The sequence below is a fragment of the Pseudomonas sp. S5D5 genome (assembly GCF_003013355.1).
GTDB lineage: Bacteria > Pseudomonadota > Gammaproteobacteria > Pseudomonadales > Pseudomonadaceae > Aquipseudomonas > Aquipseudomonas aylmerensis.
This window is the reverse complement of the sequence record NZ_PTEO01000001.1, coordinates 4,207,245-4,228,770: the sequence shown is the minus strand read 5'-3', so window position 1 is coordinate 4,228,770 and position 21,526 is coordinate 4,207,245. Positions and strand designations below refer to the sequence as shown.

1 pseudogene is annotated in these 21,526 nt (G+C 63.3%); it reads left to right on the top strand.

The features are described from left to right. The first annotated feature begins 2 nt into the window (after positions 1–2). Positions 3–21,357: pseudogene (locus C9990_RS33115) on the top strand (non-ribosomal peptide synthase/polyketide synthase). Positions 21,358–21,526: the final 169 nt, after the last annotated feature.

Genomic DNA, 21,526 nt, shown 5'->3' with positions numbered 1-21,526 from the left:
CCATGCTTTCCAACCCTAATATCGATCTGGTTTCGCGCTTTCTTCGCCTGCCTCTGGAACAGCGCCAGCAGTTTTACCAGCGCCTGCAAAGCCGTGGCATGAGTTTCGCCCAACTGCCGATTGCCTCGATCCGCGAGGACGGCCAGAAACTGCCATTGTCCTACGCCCAGGAGCGCCAGTGGTTTCTCTGGCAACTGGATCCGGACAGCGCTGCCTATCACGTGCCCGGCGCCCTGCGCCTGAGTGGCCAGTTGGACAAGGCCGCTCTGCAACGCAGCTTCGACACGCTGGTGGCGCGCCATGAAAGCCTGCGCACGCGCCTGCACCTGGACGCCGAGGAGCGTGCCCAGGAGGTGCTGGCCCACGCCGTGATCGAAATCGCTGAAAGCGCAGTCGACGAGACCCAGCTCACATCCCGCGTCGAAGCGGAAATCGCCCGGCCTTTCGATTTACAGCAAGGTCCATTGTTGCGGGTCAGCTTGCTCGCCGTGAGCGAAGACGAGCACGTGCTGGTGCTGGTGCAGCACCATATCGTCTCCGATGGCTGGTCGATGGGCGTGATGGTGCAGGAGTTGATGCAGCTCTACGCCGCCTACAGCCAGGGCCAGGACTGTGTGCTGGCGCCGCTGCCGATCCAGTATGCCGACTACGCGCTGTGGCAGCGCCGCTGGATGGAGGCCGGGGAGAAGGCCCGTCAATTGAACTACTGGCGCGAACTGCTCAGCGGCGCGCAGCCGGTACTGGAATTGCCCTTCGACCAGCCGCGTCCGGCGCAACAGAGCTTTCGGGGCGCGCGCCAGGACATCGTGCTCGAACCGGCCCTGGTTGCAGGCTTGAAAGCCCTGGCCCAACGTGAAGGCGTGACGATGTTCATGTTGCTGCTGGCGTCGTTCCAGGCCTTCCTGTACCGCTACAGCGGGCAATCGGACATCCGTGTCGGCGTGCCGATTGCCAACCGCAACCGTGTCGAGACCGAGTCGCTGATCGGCTTTTTCGTCAACACCCAAGTGCTCAAGGCCGACGTCGACGGCGCCATGCCCTTTACCGCACTGCTGCAGCACACCAAGCGCCGCGCGCTGGAGGCCCAGGCTCATCAGGATTTGCCCTTCGAGCAATTGGTGGAGGCGCTGCAACCGGAACGTAGCCTGAGCCACAACCCGCTGTTCCAGGTGATGTTCAACCACCAGGCCCACTCACACACAGCAGAGCAGCAATTGCCTGGCCTGCGCGTGGCCCACCTGGAATGGGACAGCCACAGCGCCCAGTTCGACCTGAGCCTGGACACTCAGGAGAGCGGCGACGCGATCTGGGCCTCCCTGACTTACGCCACCGACCTGTTCGGCGCCGCCACCGTGGCGCGCATGGCCGAGCACTGGCTGAGCCTGCTGCGTGCCGCCGTGGCGAACAGCGCGTTGCCGGTGCAGGACCTGGCGACCCTCAGCGCCAACGAGCGCGAGCAGATGCTTGACCAGTGGAACGCCACCGCGCGCGATTATCCGCAAGGGCAGTGGGTACATCAGTTGATCGAGGCGCAGGTGCTGGCGCAGCCGGACGCACCGGCAGTGCGCTTCAACCACCTGTCCCTGAGCTATGCCGAACTGAACCGTCGTGCCAACCGCCTGGCCCATCGCCTGATCGAAGCCGGTGTCGGCCCCGACGTGCTGGTCGGCCTGGCAGTCGAGCGCTCCATTGAAATGGTGGTTGGCCTGCTCGCGGTGCTCAAGGCCGGTGGTGCCTATGTGCCGCTGGACCCGGAGTACCCACGTGAGCGCCTGGCCTACATGCTCGACGACAGCGGGGTGAAACTGCTGCTGACCCAGGCGCATCTGCGTGAGCAGTTGCCGATTCCCCAAGGCCTGGAAACGCTGGTGCTGGGCGAGTCCGTCTTTGAGCACTACAGCGACACCAACCCAGGCATCGCGCTGGACGGCGAAAACCTCGCCTACGTGATCTACACCTCGGGTTCCACCGGCCAGCCCAAAGGTGCCGGCAACCGTCATTCGGCATTGCTCAACCGCCTGCAATGGATGCAGGAGGCGTATGGCCTGGAGGTCAGCGACAGCGTGCTGCAAAAGACCCCGTTCAGCTTCGATGTGTCGGTGTGGGAGTTCTTCTGGCCGCTGATGACCGGCTCGCGCCTGGTGGTTGCCGCGCCGGGGGATCATCGCGATCCGGCCCGGCTGGTCAGCCTGATTAATGCCGAGCGCATTACCACGCTGCACTTTGTGCCGTCGATGCTGCAGGCATTCCTGCAGGACCCGGCGGTGTCGAGTTGCCAAAGCCTGCAGCGCATTGTGTGCAGCGGCGAAGCGTTACCGGTGGATGCGCAGCAGCAAGTCTTCGCCAAACTGCCCCAGGCCGGGCTCTACAACCTGTATGGCCCGACCGAAGCGGCTATCGACGTGACCCACTGGACCTGCATCGATGAAGAGCGCGATGCGGTGCCGATAGGCCGTCCGATTGCCAACCTCAGCTGCTACATCCTCGACAGCAACTTCGAACCTGTACCGGTTGGCGTGCTGGGCGAGCTGTACCTGGGCGGCATCGGCCTGGCCCGTGGTTATCACCGTCGTCCGGCACTTACCGCCGAGCGCTTTATCGCCCACCCGTTCATCAAGGGCGAACGCCTGTACCGCACCGGCGACCTCGCGCGCTACCGCGCAGACGGCGTGATCGAGTACGCCGGGCGTATCGACCATCAGGTCAAGTTGCGCGGCCTGCGTATCGAACTGGGTGAAATCGAAGCGCGCCTGCTCGACCATGATTGGGTTCGCGAGACCGCCGTACTGGCCGTCGACGGCAAATACCTGGTCGGCTACCTGGTGTTGCACAGCGCCGGCGATGATTGGCGCGAAGTACTCGGTGCTCATCTGGCTCAGCACCTGCCCGACTACATGGTGCCGGCGCAGTGGGTGGTACTCGACCAGATGCCCTTGAGCCCGAACGGCAAGCTCGACCGCAAGGCCCTGCCCAAGCCCGAGGCCACGCAGCAATACGAAGCGCCGCACACTGCCCTGGAGCAGCAGATTGCCGCGATCTGGGCCGAGGTGCTGGGCATCGAGCACGTGGGCTTGAACGACAACTTCTTCGAGCGCGGCGGCGACTCGATCATCTCGATCCAGGTGGTCAGCCGCGCCCGGGCAGCCGGCATTCATTTCACCGCCAAAGCGCTGTTCCAGCACCAGACCGTGCGCAGCCTGGCGCGGGTGGCGCAGTTGCAGGTGGCCCAGGTCATCGACCAGGGGCCGGTGCAGGGCACGACGCCGTTGCTGCCGTTCCAGCAACTGTTCTTCGGGATGCAATTGCCCGAGCAACACCACTGGAACCAGTCACTGCTGCTGACCCCTCGCGAGGTGATGGAGGGCGACCGCCTGGAAACGGCCTTGCAAGGGCTGATCGCGCACCATGATGGCTTGCGCCTGCGCTTCAGCCCGCACGCCGCGGGGTGGCAGGCCGAGCATGCCGCAGCCGTTACGCCGGTGCTGTGGCAAGCCCGTGTGCAGGATGCCGATGAACTGGCCGCCCTGTGCGAAAGCGCCCAGCGCAGCCTCGACCTGCAGCAGGGGCCGTTGTTGCGCGCGGTTCTCGCCGAACTGGCCGACGGTTCCCAGCGCCTGCTCTTGGTCATGCACCACCTGGTGGTGGACGGCGTGTCCTGGCGGGTGTTCCTCGAAGACTTGCAGAGCCTGTACCGCCACCAATCGCTGCCGGCCAAGACCTCGTCGTTCAAGGCCTGGGCCGAGCGTCTGCAGGACCATGCCCGCAGCGAATCGATCCGTGCCGAGAAAGACTTCTGGCTGCAACAGCTGCAAGGCCTGCCGACCGACTTGCCTTGCCGTGATCCACAGGGTGCGCGCCCCGTCCGCCTGGCCCAGACCGTGATCAGTCAACTGGATGCCGAACGCACCCGGCAGCTGCTGCAGCAGGCGCCGACGGCCTACCGTACGCAGATCAACGACCTGCTGCTGACCGCGCTGGCGCGCGTGATCTGCCGCTGGACCGGGCACGCTTCGAGCCTGATCCAGCTGGAAGGGCACGGCCGTGAAGACCTGTTTGACGAGATCGACCTGACCCGCACCCTGGGCTGGTTCACCAGCCTGTTCCCGGTGCGCCTGACCCCGGCCGAGTCGCTTGCCACGTCGATCAAGCAGATCAAGCAACAGCTGCGCGCTGTCCCGGACAAAGGCCTGGGCTTCGGCGCGCTGCGCTACCTGGGCGATGACGCCACGCGCGAGGCCTTCAGTGGCTTGCCGGTGCCGCGCATCACCTTCAACTACCTGGGCCAGATCGACGCCAGTTTCGACCAGCCGGACGGCCTGTTCATCCCGTCGGCAGAAAGCGCCGGCGCCGAACAAAGCCCCGAGGCGCCATTGGGCAACTGGTTGACGCTCAACGGCCAGGTGTATGGCGGTGAACTGCAACTGGGTTGGACCTTCAGCCCGCTGATGTTCGACCCCGCCGCGATCCAGGCGCTCAGCGTGGCCTATACCGAGGAACTGAATGCCCTGGTGGAGCATTGCTGCACGCCTGGCAACCGAGGCTTTACGGCGTGCGACTTCCCGTTGTCGCGCCTAAACCAGGCGCAGTTGGAGTCCTTGCCGCTGGCCGCCGACGCCATCGAAGACATCTACAGCTTGTCGCCGATGCAGCAGGGCATGTTGTTCCACACCTTGTATGAACAGGCCGCGGGCGACTACATCAACCAGATCCGCGTGACCGTCGACAACCTGGACGTGGCGCGCTTCCAGCATGCCTGGGATGCCACCGTGCAGGCTCATGACGTATTGCGCAGTGGTTTCTTCTGGGAAGGGCAGCTGGAGTGGCCATGCCAAGTGGTGTACCGCGAGGCGCGGTTGCCGATTGACGTGCTTGATTGGCGAGCGATGCCCGAGCGTGAGGCGGAGCTGCAAAACCTGCAGGAGGCCCAGCGCCGCCAGGGGTTTGACCTGACCAAGGCGCCGCTGGTGCGCCTGGTGCTGGCGCGCACCGATGAGCAACGCCATGAGCTGATCTACACCAATCACCACATCCTGATGGACGGCTGGAGCAATTCGCGGCTGTTCGGTGAAGTGCTGCAACGTTATGCCGGCGTCGCCGTGCCGCAGGCCGCCGGGCGTTACCGCGACTACATCGACTGGCTGCAACAGCGTGACGCACAGGCAACCGAAACCTTCTGGCGTGAACAACTGGCCGTGCTGCACACCCCGACCCGCCTGGGCAGCAGTCAGCCGCTGGCCGCGCAGGGGCATGGCGAGCATCAACTGCAGCTGGACCGTGCCTTGACCGCGCGCCTGGAATCTTTCGCGCGCAGCCACAAGGTCACGCTCAATACCTTGATTCAGGCGGCGTGGCTGATCCTGTTGCAACGCCACAGCGGGCAGGCGGTGGTGTGCTTCGGCGCCACCGTGGCCGGGCGCCCGGCCGAATTGGCCGGGGTCGAGCAACAGGTCGGCCTGTTCATCAACACCTTGCCGGTGATCAGCGCGGTGGAGGGCCAGCAATCGGTGGCCGACTGGCTGCAAGCGGTGCAGGCGCAGAACCTGGCCCTGCGCGAGCATGAACACACCGGCTTGTACGACATCCAGCGCTGGGCCGGGCAGGGCGGCGAGGCCTTGTTCGACAACATTCTGGTGTTCGAAAACTACCCGGTATCCAAGGCCCTGGAACAGAGCGGCGGCAGCGGCATTCGCTTCGGCACGCCGCATTCCCACGAGCAGACCAGCTTCCCGCTGACCGTGCTGGTGGACGTCGGCGACACGCTGTCAGTGCAGTTCGGCTTTGCCCGCGCGCATTTCAGTGCGGCCACGGTGCACAGCTATGCGCGCCACCTGGTCAACCTGCTGCAGGCCATGCTCCAGGGCGGGCAACAACACCTTGGCGAGCTGGCCATGCTCGACCCGGCCGAGCGCCAGCAAGTCGTGCGGGACTGGAATGCCACGGCGCGTGACTATCCCCTGCAGGACTGTGTGCATCAACGGATTGAACAGCAGGTAACGCGAACGCCGGACGCGCCGGCCCTGGTATTCGCCGAGCAGCGCTTGAGCTACGCCGAATTGAACCGTCGCGCCAATCGCCTGGCCCATCGCTTGATCGAGGCGGGTGTGGGCCCGGATGTGCTGGTCGGCCTGGCCGTGGAGCGTTGCGTCGAGATGGTGGTCGGCCTGCTCGCGGTGCTCAAGGCCGGTGGCGCCTATGTGCCGCTCGACCCGGAGTACCCACGCGAGCGCCTGGCCTACATGCTCGACGACAGTGGCGTGAAGCTGCTGCTGACCCAGGCGCACTTGCGCGAGCAACTGCCGATTCCCACCAGCCTGGAAACCTTGGTGCTGGGCGAGTCTGCCTTTGAAGAGTACAACGACAGCAACCCAGGCATCGTGCTGGACGGCGAAAACCTCGCGTATGTGATCTACACCTCCGGCTCCACCGGCCAGCCCAAAGGCGCCGGCAACCGTCACTCGGCCCTGGCCAACCGTCTGCACTGGATGCAGGAAGCCTATGGCCTGGATGTCAGCGACACGGTCCTGCAAAAGACCCCGTTCAGCTTCGACGTGTCGGTGTGGGAGTTCTTCTGGCCGCTGATGACCGGCGCGCGCCTGGTGGTCGCGGCGCCGGGGGATCACCGCGATCCGGCCAAACTGGTCAACCTGATCAATGCCGAGCAGGTCACCACGCTGCACTTTGTGCCGTCGATGCTGCAGGCATTCCTGCAGGATCCGGCGGTTGCGACCTGCCACACCTTGCACCGTATCGTGTGCAGCGGCGAGGCGTTGCCGGTGGATGCGCAGCAGCAGGTGTTCGCCAAACTGCCGCAGGCCGGGCTCTACAATCTGTACGGCCCGACCGAGGCGGCCATCGACGTGACCCACTGGACCTGCATCGATGAAGGCCGCGATGCGGTGCCGATTGGGCGTCCAATTGCCAACCTCGGTTGCTACATCCTCGACGACAACTTCGAGCCGGCGCCGGTGGGTGTGCTCGGCGAGCTGTATCTGGGCGGCGTGGGCCTGGCGCGGGGTTACCATCGCCGTCCCGCGCTGACTGCCGAGCGCTTTATCGCGCATCCGTTTGTCGACGGCGAGCGCCTGTATCGCACTGGCGACCTGGCACGCTACCGCGCAGACGGCGTGATCGAGTACGCCGGGCGGATCGACCATCAAGTCAAGCTGCGCGGCCTGCGCATCGAGCTGGGCGAAATCGAAGCGCGCCTGCTGGAACACGACTGGGTCCGCGAGACCGCCGTACTGGCCGTCGACGGCAAATACCTGGTCGGCTACCTGGTGCTGCACGATGCCGCCGACGATTGGCGCGATGTGCTCAGCGCACACCTGGCCCAGCACCTGCCGGACTACATGGTGCCTGCGCAGTGGATGCTGCTGGAGCAGATGCCGCTGAGCCCCAACGGCAAGCTCGACCGCAAGGCGCTGCCCAAGGCCGATGCCAACCTGCAGGCACGCGCCTACGTGGCGCCGTCCAGCGAGTTGGAGCAGCAGATCGCCGCCATCTGGGCCGAGGTGCTCGACGTGGAGCGGGTGGGCCTGAACGACAACTTCTTCGAACTGGGCGGGCATTCGCTGCTGGCGACGCAGGTGGTGGTGCGCCTGCGCGAGCAATTGCACGCCGAGTTCGATGTGAAATCGATCTTCACCACCCCGACCCTGGCCGATTTCAGCGCCTACGTGGCGGCGCAGCAGACAAATAATTCGCCGGTGCAGGACGCATTGGCTAAATCCTTGGAGGCCCTCAAACGTCTATCAGCAGAAGATTTGGATAAATTGATTTCCTGAGGGGCGTGGCGTGCAAGCATTAATCGAGTCGGTAGGTTCACTTTCTGCGCAACAGAAGAAAGCGTTGGCGGTAATGCTCAAGCAGCAAGGCATCAACCTGTTTGAGATTGCCCCGGTTTTCAAGCGCCAGGAAGGCGAGCCGCTTCGACTCTCTTATGCGCAGGAGCGGCAGTGGTTTCTGTGGCAGCTGGAGCCGCAGAGCCCGGCTTACCACCTGCCGCGCGCCTTGCGCTTGAAAGGTCGCCTTGACCGGGCGGCCTTGCAGCGCAGCTTCGATAGCCTGATTGCCCGCCATGAGAGCCTGCGTACTCACTTGCATCAGGATGTCGATCAGGTGCTACAGGTGGTCAGGCCCGAGTTGTCGCTTGAAATCGCCTTTGAAAGCGCTGATGCCGCGCACCTTGAAAGGCGGGTGCAAGCAGAAATCGCCAAGCCCTTCGATCTGCTACAAGGCCCGCTGCTGCGGGTCAAGTTGCTGCAATTGGCACCCGATGAGCACGTGTTGGTGTTGGTGCTGCACCACATCGTCTCCGATGGTTGGTCGATGCAGGTGATGGTCGACGAGTTGGTGCAGTCGTACCTCGCGCACAGCCAGGGCCATGATGTGCGTCTGCCGGACTTGTCGATCCAATACCCGGACTACGCCCTGTGGCAACGCAGCTGGATGGAAGCCGGCGAAAAAGAGCGTCAGTTGGGCTATTGGTGCGAGCAGTTGGGCGGTGAGCAACCGATGCTCGAACTCCCGCTGGATCACCCGCGTCCGGCCGTACAGAGCTATCGCGGTGCACGGCTCGACATGCGCCTGGATGCGGCACTGGTCAACGGGCTCAAGGCGTTGGCCCAGCGTGAAGGCGTGACGCTGTTCATGTTGCTGCTGGCGTCCTTCCAGACCTTGTTGTATCGCTACAGCGGGCAGTCGGATATCCGCGTCGGCGTGCCGATTGCCAACCGTAATCGCGCGGAAACCGAGCGTTTGATCGGCTTTTTCGTCAATACCCAGGTGCTCAAGGCCGATATCGACGGGCACATGACCTTCAGCCAGCTGCTGGCCCAGGTTAAGCAACGTGCCTTGGAGGCCCAGAGTCATCAGGACCTGCCGTTCGAACAATTGGTCGAGGCTTTGCAGCCCGAGCGCAGCCTGAGCCATAACCCGCTGTTCCAGGTGATGTTCAACCACCAGACCGAAGGCCGCGGGCCACGTGGCGAGCAGCAGTTGCCAGGCCTGAGCGTGGAAGCTCTGGAGTGGGACAGCCAGAGTGCGCAGTTTGACCTGAGCCTGGATACCCAGGAGTCGCCCGAAGGCATCTGGGCCTCGCTGACCTATGCGACCGACCTGTTCGAGGCGGCGACCGTGCAACGCATGGCCGAGCACTGGCAACAGTTGTTACGGGCGGTAGTCGGGCGCGCCGGTAATCGTATTGCACAGCTCGGGATGCTGGTCGATGACGAGCAACGCAATCTGTTGCAAGAATGGAACCGCAGCGCGGCGGCGTTTGAAGACGTCGTGGGCGTCCACGGCTTGTTCCAGGCCCAGGTCCGACAGCGGCCCGATGCGATTGCCCTGCGCCTGGACGACCAGTCCATCAGCTATGCCGAGCTGAACCGCCAGGCAAACCGTCTGGCCCATCACCTGATCGGCCTTGGTATTGGCCCGGAAGTGTTGGTGGGGGTGGCGGTCGAGCGCTCGTTCGACATGGTGGTCAGTCTGTTGGCAGTGCTCAAGGCCGGCGGTGCTTATGTGCCGCTCGACCCGCAATACCCGCGTGAACGTCTGTTGCATATGCTCCAAGACAGTGGCGTGCGCCTGGTGTTGACCCAGGCCCAGGTGGCGATGCCATTGCCTGAGGGCATGGCGACGGTCGATCTTGCGGATGCGCACCTGGCGTTGTGCCCTGAGAGCGATCCGAAGGTGGTGGTTGCCGCGCAAAACCTGGCCTACGTGATCTACACCTCGGGGTCCACCGGCAAGCCCAAGGGCGTGGCGATCAATCATGCGGCGCTGACCGAATTCTCCAGTATTGCCGCCGGTTACTCGCAGTTGACCGCTGAAGACCGGGTGCTTCAATTCGCTACCCTGAATTTCGATGGGTTTGTCGAGCAGTTGTACCCGGCGCTGACCCATGGCGCCACGGTTGTCCTGCGTGGCCCGGATTTGTGGGACAGCGCTCGGCTGTACGACGAAATCATTGCCCAGGGCATCACCCTGGCCGACTTGCCAACCGCCTATTGGAACCTGTTCCTGCTCGACTGCCTGGCCGCGGGCCCGCGCACCTATGGCGCGCTGCGCCAAGTCCATATCGGCGGTGAAGCCATGCCGCTGGACGGTCCGGCGCAGTGGCTCAAGGCCGGGCTTGGCCATGTCCGCTTGCTCAATACCTACGGCCCTACGGAAGCCACCGTTGTGTCGAGCGTGTTGGATTGCACGGCAGGCTCCGAGCTGATTGGCGCCACCGCCAGCCCGATTGGCCGTTCGCTGCCAGGTCGTGCGCTGTATGTGCTGGACCGCGACTTGAACCTGGCACCGCTGGGCGCCGTGGGCGAGCTGTATATCGGCAGCAGCTGCGGCTTGGCGCGTGCCTATATGAGCCGCGCATTGCTCACCGCCGAGCGTTTTGTGCCGGATCCGTTTGGTGAAACCGGCGAGCGCCTGTACCGCACCGGCGACCTGGCGCGATACCGGGCCGATGGTGTGATCGAGTATGTGGGCCGGGTTGACCATCAAGTAAAAATTCGCGGCTTTCGTATTGAGCTGGGGGAAATCGAAGCGCTGTTACTGGCCCAGCCGAACGTGCGTGAAACCTTGGTACTGGCCGCCGATAACCAGCTTGTGGCCTATCTGGTGGCCGAACAGAACGATGCCGAGGCGCTCAAGTCGATCCTGCGTGAACAGCTGCCGGACTACATGGTGCCTGCGCACCTGATCTTCCTTGAGCGCATGCCCTTGAACCCGAACGGCAAGCTGGACCGGCAGGCGCTGCCCAAACCCGATGCCCGTCAATCTCAGCAGGTGTGGGTCGCGCCGGTCACCGAACTGGAGCAACAGGTCGCCGCCGTCTGGGCAGACATTCTCGGGGCCGAGCGGGTGGGGCTGACCGATCACTTTTTCGAAATGGGCGGGCACTCGCTTTTGGCCATGCAGGTGGTTTCGCGCCTGCGCCAGGTATTGGGCCGTGAAGTTCCACTCAAACTGGTCTTCGAGCAACCGCGTCTCGAAGGTTTCGCCACCGCTCTGCAAGTATTGGAGGCGTGCGAAGGTGAGCAGGCGCCCCCCTTGCTGGCGGTCGGTCGCGAACAACCGCTGCCGCTGTCTTACGCCCAGGAACGCCAGTGGTTCCTGTGGCAACTGGACCCCCACAGTGCCGCATACCATATCCCCAGTGCCCTGCGCCTCAAGGGCACTTTGGATACCTCGGCACTGCAACGCAGTTTCGATGCCCTGATGGCCCGTCATGAGAGCCTGCGCACCTGTGTGCAGGAGCAACCGGACGGGGCACGACAGGTGATTCTGCCTGACGCCGCTTTGCCGATCAGGCTGGAGCTGGTCGACGAGGCTGACTTGCAGGCGCAGGTCGAAGCCGAGATTGCTCGTCCATTTGATTTGCAGCAAGGGCCGTTGCTGCGTGTGACCTTGTTGCGCCTGGCCGAGGACGATCATGTGCTGGTGCTGGTGCAGCATCACATCGTGTCCGATGGTTGGTCGATGCAGATCATGGTCGAAGAACTGGTGAAGTTGTATGCCGCGTTCAGCCAGGGCCAGGCGCCGCAACTGCCGGATATGCCGATCCAGTATGCCGACTATGCCGTGTGGCAGCGTGCCTGGATGGACGCCGGCGAGAAGGTCCGTCAGCTGGATTACTGGCGTGACTTGCTTGGCGGTGAGCAGCCGGTGCTGGAACTGCCGTTCGACCATCAGCGTGCGGCTCAACAGAGTCATCGGGGGGCGCGCCTGGACGTGTCGTTGTCAGCGGCGCTGGCCGCTGATCTAAAAGCCCTGGCCCAGCGCGAAGGTGTGACGCTGTTCATGCTGTTGCTGGCTTCGTTCCAGGCCTTGCTGCACCGCTACAGTGGCCAGCAGGATATTCGCGTGGGCGTGCCGATCGCCAATCGCAACCGCGTGGAAACCGAGCGCCTGATCGGCTTCTTCGTCAACACCCAGGTGCTCAAGGCCGATATCGATGGGCAGACCACCGTTGCGCAGTTGCTGGCCCAGGTCAAGCAGCGTGCGTTGGACGCCCAGGCGCATCAGGACCTGCCCTTCGAACAACTGGTAGAACACCTGCAGCCCGAGCGTAGCCTGAGCCTCAACCCACTGTTCCAGGTGATGTTCAATTACCAGGCCGAAGGGCGTCGAGGTGAAGAGCCACAGGCCCTGGCCCACTTGCGCATCGAAGGATTGGCGTGGGACAGGCGTACTGCGCATTTCGATCTTGACCTGGATGTCCAAGAAGGGGCAGACGGGCTCTGGGCGTCACTGGGGTATGCCACCGACCTGTTTGAAGCTTCTACCATCGAGCGCATGGCCGATCACTGGCAGAACGTGTTGCAGGCGATGGTTGCCGACCAACAGCAACCCATCAGCCAATTGAGTCTGCTGGGCCAGGCTGAGCAACAACATATCCTGCAGCTGTGGAACCAGACCGACGCGGGTTTCCCGGCCAAGCGCCTGGTCCACGAACGAGTCGCCGACCGCGCTCGGGAAAACCCGGCGGCGGTGGCGGTGAAATTCGACGCTCAGACCCTGACCTACGGCGAGCTGGATCGCCAGGCCAACCGCCTCGCTCATGCGCTGATCGCCCGTGGTGTCGGCCCGGAAGTGCGCGTGGCCATCGCCATGCCACGCAGTGCCGAGATCATGGTGGCGTTCCTTGCGGTGATGAAAGCCGGCGGCGTGTATGTGCCGCTGGATATCGAATACCCCCGCGACCGCCTGCTGTACATGATGCAGGACAGCCGCGCGCAATTGCTGCTCACCGACAGCCGCGCGTTGCAGCAACTGCCGATCCCGGCAGGATTGACCAGCCTGGCGATTGATCGCACTGAGGAGTGGGCGGGGTTCAGCGACACGGCGCCCGATGTGAAGCTGGACGGCGACAACCTCGCCTACGTGATCTACACCTCCGGCTCCACCGGCATGCCCAAGGGCGTGGCGGTGTCCCACGGTCCGCTGGTAGCGCATATCATCGCCACCGGCGAGCGCTATGAAACCAGTCCGGCCGATTGCGAACTGCACTTCATGTCGTTCGCCTTCGACGGCTCCCACGAAGGCTGGATGCACCCGTTGATCAACGGCGCGAGCGTGCTGATCCGCGATGACAGCCTGTGGCTGCCCGAGTACACCTACGAACAGATGCACCGTCACAACGTGACCATGGCCGTGTTCCCGCCGGTGTACCTGCAGCAACTGGCCGAACATGCCGAGCGCGACGGTAATCCACCGAAGGTCCGTGTGTACTGCTTCGGCGGTGACGCGGTGGCGCAGGCCAGCTACGACCTGGCCTGGCGTGCGCTCAAGCCGACCTACCTGTTCAACGGCTATGGCCCGACCGAAACCGTGGTCACGCCGTTGCTGTGGAAAGCGCGTAAAGGCGATCCGTGCGGCGCGGTCTATGCACCGATTGGCACCTTGCTGGGCAACCGCAGCGGCTACGTCCTCGACGCGCAGCTCAACTTGCAACCGGTCGGCGTCGCCGGTGAGTTGTACCTGGGCGGCGAGGGCGTGGCGCGCGGTTACCTGGAGCGTCCAGCACTGACCGCCGAGCGCTTCGTGCCGGACCCATTCGGCAAGCCGGGCAGCCGCGTGTATCGCAGCGGCGACCTGACCCGCGGGCGTCCGGATGGCGTGGTGGACTACCTCGGTCGCGTCGACCATCAAGTGAAAATCCGCGGTTTCCGGATCGAACTGGGCGAAATCGAAGCGCGCTTGCGTGAGCAGGACAACGTCGGTGAAACCGTCGTGGTGGCCCACGAAGGCCCGACCGGCAAGCAACTGGTCGCGTATGTGGTTCCGGCCGATGGCCCGCTGACCAACGAAACCGAGTTTCGCGAGACCTTGCGCCGCGCCCTGAAAACCCACCTGCCGGACTACATGGTGCCGACGCACTTCATGTTCCTGGCGCAGATGCCGCTGACCCCCAACGGCAAGCTCGATCGAAAAGGCTTGCCGCAGCCGGACGTTACCCAGTCCCAAGGTGTATTTGTCGAGCCGGTTACCCCTTTGCAGCACCAGGTAGCGGCCATCTGGGCCGACGTCCTCGGTGTCGAGCGGATCGGCCTCACCGATCACTTCTTTGAACTGGGCGGCCATTCACTGCTGGCCATGCAGGTCATTTCCCGCCTGCGTCAGTTACTAGCGCGTGAAGTAGCCCTGCGCACCCTGTTCGAACAGCCACAGTTGGAAGGCTTTGTACTGGCGTTGCAGGCGCTGGATAACACCTTGCTGGTACCGTCGATGGTGGCAGTCTCCCGTGCCCGACCGCTGGCGTTGTCCTACGCCCAGGAGCGTCAGTGGTTTCTCTGGCAATTGGAGCCCGAGAGCGCGGCCTACCATGTGCCCAATGCGTTGCGCCTGAGCGGGCAACTGGATCGCTCGGCTCTGCAGCGCAGTTTTGACGTCTTGCTCGCGCGCCATGAAGCCTTGCGCACTGTGTTTGTCACGGACGGCGAGCACACGCTGCAGCACATCCTGCCAATCGCCACATTGCAGCTGGATTTCGCCCGTTTGGAAGGTGCGTCTGCACAACAGGTGCAGGCACGGGTCGAAGCGGAAATCGCCCGGCCTTTCGACTTGCGCCAGGGCCCGTTGCTGCGGGTGAAGTTGCTGCAACTGAGTGAGCAGGAACATGTGCTGGTACTGGTCCAGCACCATATCGTGTCCGATGGCTGGTCGATGCAAGTCATGGTAGATGAGCTGGTGCAACTCTACGCGGGGTTCAGCCAGGGCAGGCCGGCGCAACTACCGGCGATCGCGCTGCAATACGCCGATTATGCGGCGTGGCAGCGTGGTTGGATGGACGCCGGCGAGCAGCAGCGCCAATTGGACTACTGGCGTGAACTGTTAGGCGGCGAACAGCCGGTGCTGGAGTTGCCGCTGGATCATCCGCGCCCGGCGGCGCAGAGCTACCGGGGTGCTTTGCTGGAAGTCGGTTTGAATAGCGGTCTTGTTACGGGCCTCAAGGCGTTGGCGCAGCGCGAGGGCGTGACGTTGTTCATGCTGTTGCTGGCGTCGTTCCAGACCTTGCTGCATCGCTACAGCGGCCAGTCGGATATCCGCGTCGGCGTGCCGATTGCCAACCGCAATCGTGCGGAAATCGAGCGGCTGATCGGTTTCTTCGTCAACACCCAGGTACTCAAAGTTGATATCGACGGGCAGATGACCTTTGCCCAGCTCTTGCAGCAGGTCAAACGTCGCGCCCTCGATGCCCAGGCCAATCAGGATTTGCCGTTCGAGCAACTGGTGGAAGCTCTGCAGCCGGAACGCAGCCTCAGCCACAATCCGCTGTTCCAGGTGATGTTCAACCACCAGTCCGAGGCACGTGTACCACGTGGGGAACAACTGCCCGGCTTGCGGGTGGAAGGGCTGACGTGGGACAGCCATACCGCGCATTTCGACTTGAGCCTGGATACCCAGGAGTCGAGTGACGGTCTTTGGGCGTCGCTGACCTATGCCACCGATCTGTTTGAGGCCGCCACCATTGCGCGTCTGGCGCAGCATTGGCAGAACCTGCTGGAAGGTGTGGCGCGGGATGCCATGCAGCCCATCGGCGAACTGGCGCTGCTCGATCACCAGGAGCAGTTGCACTTACTGCAGGAATGGAACAGCGCCGCCCCCGCATGTGCGATTCAACAGGGCGTGCAGCACTTGTTCGAGCATCAGGCGCAACGGCGCCCGGATGCGGTAGCGCTGTGCCTGGGGGCGCGGTCCATGCGTTATGGCGAGTTGAATCTTCAGGCCAACCGTTTGGCCCATGCGCTTATCGCCCAGGGTGTCGGCCCGGAAGTGCTGGTGGGCGTCGCGGTGGAGCGCTCATTCGAGATGGTGGTCAGCCTGCTGGCCGTGCTCAAGGCAGGCGGCGCCTATGTGCCTCTGGACCCGCAATACCCACGCGAGCGCCTGTTGCATATGCTCGAAGACAGCGGCGTGCGGCTGGTGCTGATCCAATCACATATCGAAATGTCGTTGCCCGAAGGTATGGCGACGCTGGACCTGAGTGATGCGCAGATGACTCTATACCCTGGGACCAATCCGCAGGTAACGGTCGACCCGCAAAACCTCGCCTATGTCATCTACACCTCCGGTTCTACCGGCAAGCCCAAAGGCGTGGCGATCAACCACGCAGCACTCACCGAATTCTCGAGTATTGCGGCAGGTTACTCGCGACTAACTCAGGATGATTGCGTGCTGCAATTCGCCACCCTGAATTTCGATGGTTTCGTCGAGCAGCTGTACCCGGCGCTGACCCATGGCGCCAAGGTTGTCCTGCGTGGCCCGGATTTGTGGGACAGCGCCCGGCTGTACGACGAAATCATTGCCCAGGGCATCACCCTGGCCGACTTGCCAACCGCCTATTGGAACCTGTTCCTGCTCGACTGCCTGGCCGCGGGCCCGCGCACCTATGGCGCGCTGCGCCAAGTCCATATCGGCGGCGAAGCCATGCCGCTGGACGGTCCGGCGCAGTGGCTCAAAGCCGGGCTTGGCCATGTCCGCTTGCTCAATACCTACGGCCCTACGGAAGCCACTGTTGTGTCGAGCATGTTGGATTGCACGGCAGGCTCCGAGCTGATTGGCGCCACCGCCAGCCCGATTGGCCGTTCGCTGCCAGGTCGTGCGTTGTATGTGCTGGACCGCGACTTGAACCTGGCACCGCTGGGCGCCGTGGGCGAGCTGTATATCGGCAGCAGCTGCGGCTTGGCGCGTGCCTATATGAACCGCGCATTGCTCACCGCCGAGCGTTTTGTGCCGGACCCGTTTGGTGAAACCGGCGAGCGCCTGTACCGCACCGGCGACCTGGCGCGGTACCGGGCCGATGGTGTGATTGAGTACGTCGGCCGCGTGGACCATCAAGTGAAGATTCGGGGTTTCCGCATTGAATTGGGGGAAATCGAAGCATTGCTGCTGGCCCAGGACGGCGTACGTGAAACGCTGGTGTTGGCCGCTGGTAATCAACTGGTCGCTTATGTGGTCGCCGAGCAGCAAGACGGTGAAACACTCAAAAATGCCATGCGCGAACAACTGCCGGATTACATGGTGCCTGCGCACCTGATTTTCCTCGACCGCATGCCGCTGAACCCCAATGGCAAGATGGATCGCCATGCGTTGCCAAAACCCGACGCCAGCCAATCGCAGCAGGCCTGGGTTGCCCCAGTGACTGAGCTGGAGCAACAGGTTGCAGCGGTATGGGCCGATATCCTTGGCGCCGAGCGGGTCGGGTTGACCGATCACTTTTTTGAGATGGGCGGCCACTCGCTGTTGGCGATGCAGGTCATCTCACGCCTGCGCAACCTGTTGGGCAGGGAAGTGGCGCTGCGAAGCCTGTTCGAACAACCGCGTCTGCAAGGGTTTGTCGCTGCGCTTTCGACCGACAGCGGCATGCCACTGGCACCGGCGTTGGTTGCGGTCGGACGCGATCAGCCCTTGCCGCTGTCCTATGCCCAGGAGCGCCAATGGTTCCTCTGGCAACTGGACCCGCGTAGCGCCGCCTACCATGTGCCGAGCGCTCTGCGCCTGAAAGGGCGCCTTGACCTGTCGACACTGCAGCGCAGTTTTGACACCCTGGTAGCGCGTCACGAAAACCTGCGGACTTACCTTCAGCAGGACGGTGAGCGTGCTGTGCAGGTGATCGCCGAGCAGGCCAGCGTTGAGGTCGTCCGGGTCGACATCTGCGCATCCGCGATCCGTACCGAAGTGGAGTCGCAGATCGCGCGGCCTTTCGACCTGACTCAGGGGCCGTTGATGCGGGCGAGCCTGCTGCGTGTGGCCGAGGACGATCATGTGCTGGTGCTGGTGCAGCATCACATCGTTTCCGATGGCTGGTCGATGCAGGTCATGGTCGATGAGTTGGTGCAGCTGTACGCCGCTTTCAGCCTGGGCCAGGCGCCGCAATTGCCAGCGTTGCCGATCCAGTACGCTGACTATGCAGTTTGGCAGCGCCAGTGGATGGAGGCGGGCGAGAAGACCCGCCAGTTGGAGTACTGGCGCGGCCTGCTCGGCGGTGAACAACCGGTATTGGAGCTGCCGCTGGATCACGCCCGCCCGAGTCAGCAAAGTCATCGCGGCGCGAGCCTGGACATCCAAGTGCCGCCCGCCCTGGTGACGGAGCTGCGCGCGCTGGCCCAGCGCGAGGACGTGACGCTGTTCATGTTACTGCTGGCGTCGTTCCAGGCCCTCTTGCATCGCTACAGCGGTCAGTCGGATATCCGCGTGGGCGTGCCCGTGGCCAACCGCAACCGCGTGGAAACCGAACGGCTGATCGGCTTTTTCGTCAACACCCAGGTGGCCAAGGCCGATATCGATGGCCAACAGACGGTTGCTCAGTTGCTCGCCCAGGTCAAACAGCGTGCGCTGGACGCCCAGGCCCATCAGGACTTGCCCTTCGAGCAGTTGGTGGAAGCCTTGCAGCCTGAGCGCAACCTGAGTTTCAACCCGTTGTTCCAGGTGCTGTTCAATCATCAGACCCAACCCAGTGGCCGCGATGAAGATGAGCAATTACCCGGCCTGCACGTCAGTGGCCTGGAGTGGGACAATCATACCGCTCAGTTTGACCTGAGCCTCAATACCCACGAGTCCCCCGAGGGGCTTGCCGCCTCGCTGACTTACGCCACGGACCTGTTCGAGCTTGCCACATTGGCGCGGATGGCGGCCCATTGGCTGAACCTGCTCAATGGCATGACCCGCGATGCCCAGCAGCGTATCGGCCAGTTGCCGCTGCTGGAACCTCAGGAGCGGCAAGCAGCCGTTCACGATTGGAATTCCACCGCGCGAGAATACCCATTGCAACGTTGCGTGCATCAGTTGGTCGAAGAACAGGTCGTCCGCACACCGGATGCGCCTGCCCTGGTGTTTGGTCAACAGTGCCTGGACTACGCCGAGTTGAACCACCGCGCCAACCGACTCGCCCATCGCTTGATGGAAGCCGGTGTGGGCCCGGATGTGCTGGTGGGGCTGGCGGTTGAGCGCTCCATCGAAATGGTCATCGGCTTGTTGGCAATACTCAAGGCTGGCGGTGCCTATGTGCCGCTGGACCCTGAATACCCGCGTGAGCGGCTGGCGTACATGCTGGAAGATAGCGGTGTGAAACTGTTGCTGACCCAGGCGCATTTGCTGGACCAGTTACCGATTCCATCCGGTTTGGAAACCCTGGTGCTGGGCGGATCTGCGTTCGAACGCTATAGCGAAGAGAACCCAGGCATCGTTTTGCACGGCGAAAACCTCGCCTACGTGATCTACACCTCCGGTTCCACCGGTCAGCCCAAAGGCGCCGGCAACCGCCATTCGGCACTGACCAACCGGCTGTGCTGGATGCAGGAAGCCTACGGCTTGAATGCCCGCGACAGCGTGCTGCAAAAAACGCCGTTCAGTTTCGACGTGTCGGTATGGGAGTTCTTCTGGCCACTGATGACTGGCTCGCGGCTTGTCGTCGCCGCGCCGGGGGATCACCGCGATCCGCAAAAGCTGGTCGCGCTGATCAATGCGCAGCGGATCACCACATTGCACTTCGTGCCCTCGATGTTGCAAGCGTTCCTCCAGGATTCTGCGGTTGCCAGCTGTCACAGCCTGCAGCGCATTGTGTGCAGCGGCGAGGCGCTGCCCGTGGATGCCCAGCAGCAAGTCTTCGCCAAATTGCCGCACGCCGACCTGTATAACCTGTATGGCCCGACCGAAGCAGCCATCGACGTGACCCACTGGACCTGCCGCGACGAAGGCCGCGACACGGTGCCGATTGGTGAGCCAATCGCCAACCTGCGCACTTATGTGTTGGACGCCGACTTGGCACCCGTGCCGGTCGGCGTCGCTGGGGAGCTGTATCTTGGCGGCGCGGGCCTGGCACGCAGTTATCACCGCCGTCCGGCGCTGACCGCCGAACGTTTCGTTCCTTGTCCGTTCCACAACGGTGCGCGCCTGTATCGCACTGGCGATCGCGTGCGCCAGCGTGCAAATGGCGTCATTGAATACCTGGGCCGTCTTGATCATCAGGTCAAGCTGCGCGGTTTGCGTATCGAGCTGGGAGAAATCGAAGCCCGCCTGCTCGAACACCCGGTTGTGCGTGAGGCCACCGTGCTGGCGGTCGGTGGCAAGCATCTGGTGGGTTACCTGGTGCTGCAACAAGCCGGCGACGATTGGCGCGAGCGTTTGAGCGCCTATCTGGCCAGTCACGTGCCGGACTATATGGTCCCGGCGCAATGGGTAGTGCTGGAACAGATGCCCCTGAGCCCCAACGGCAAGCTAGATCGCAAGGCCCTGCCCAGACCGCAAGCAAGCGACCGCGATTACGTTGCACCACAGACCGGACTGGAACAGCAGCTTGCCGCCGTGTGGGCGCAAGTGCTGGAGGTGGAGCGTGTGGGGTTGCACGACAACTTCTTCGAGCTGGGCGGCCACTCGTTGCTGGTGTTGTTGCTCAAGGACCGCATCCACAAGGCCTGCGGTGTCACGCTCGCGGTCAATCAACTGATGCTGCACCCGACTATCGCAGGTCAGGCGCGCTGTATCGAGGGGGATGTCGGTGGCTCGTTGATCGTCAGGCTCAACAGCCAGACCCAGGGCACGCCGCTGTACCTGTTCCACCCAAGCTTTGGCTCGGTGCATTGTTACAAGGCTATCGCCCTGGCATTGCGTGAGCAGCGTCCGGTGTTGGGTGTGATTTGTCGGACCCTGGTGGAAGAGGGCGTTGAGGTGCCGACCTGGGCGCAGATGGTCGAGGACTACACCCAACAGCTGTTGCTGGCCCAGCCCCACGGCGCCTTCCGTCTGGGCGGCTGGTCACTGGGAGGCAACCTGGCGATGGAGGTGGCGTACCGCCTGGAACAAGCTGGCCGGACCGTGGAATTGCTGGGCTGGATCGACGCGCCGCCGCCTGCGCGCTTTACCGCATTCTGGCAAGAGGGCGCGCGGGTGGACGAACGAGTGATTTCCGCCGCCGAACGCCGCGTGGATTTGTTGGCAGTGATGTTCCCGGCGTATGCCGAGCAGATCCGCAACGTCTGGCATATGGCTGCCGGCGAGCAGGATGAGCAGTGGCAACGTGTGTCCGAGTGGGCCGAACTGACCCTGGGCGACAGCTTCCGCGTACTCAAGGATGAGTTGCAAATCGGCGGCGAGACCGAGCGTTCCTGGGCGCTCAAGCAGGTGCTGGACGAGCGCCTGCAAGACGCCGACTACCGTGCGATCAAGGCTCCGGTCAATTGCTGGTGGGCCGCCCTGAGCGAAGGCGGTATTCACCAGGCGCTGATTGAGACAGGCATGCGCGAAGTGATTGGCCAGTCAGGCATCCAGCGTTCGGTGGTGATCGACACGACACACCATCGGATTGTGGACAACGCCGAGTTCATCAGCAGTTTTGTCTCGGCAATGGAGTAAGCGGTTGCGGTAACAGACGCCCCTGGCCAGTGATGACCAGGGGCGTTTTGCTATCTGGTGTCCCCTTCGCCGGCAAGCCGGCTCCTTCGGGTATACGCCTCTTTCGTAGGAGCAGGCTTGCCGGCGAAAAACACCCAGGCACCGCATTCACCCAGGCATGGACAAAGGG